This is a genomic window from Neokomagataea anthophila, from assembly GCF_018122595.1.
Taxonomy (GTDB): domain Bacteria; phylum Pseudomonadota; class Alphaproteobacteria; order Acetobacterales; family Acetobacteraceae; genus Gluconobacter; species Gluconobacter anthophilus.
This window is the reverse complement of sequence record NZ_JAGRQH010000221.1, coordinates 1-221: the sequence shown is the minus strand read 5'-3', so window position 1 is coordinate 221 and position 221 is coordinate 1. Positions and strand designations below refer to the sequence as shown.

The window sequence follows — 221 nt, the reverse complement described above, 5'->3', positions numbered from 1 at the left end:
AGCCCATGTCCCTGATAACGGCCTATTAACCGGCTCCTTCAAAGCGAGTTTAGAACCCCTCGGCCACCTCCATCCCGTAACGGAAGGGCTTAATCCCAATTGGGGCCCAAGGTATCGCGCCCTACACGAAGACGAGACACACGTCGAAGACCTCATGAATGGTCCAAACGGCACGCCCCTCTTACTGCACGATCATGTTGACCAAGGACGCGTAGCCCTTC

Annotated in this window: 1 pseudogene; it reads left to right on the top strand. The window is 56.1% G+C overall.

The features are described from left to right. Positions 1 to 221: pseudogene (locus KB213_RS12525) on the top strand (VWA domain-containing protein); the annotation flags it as partial.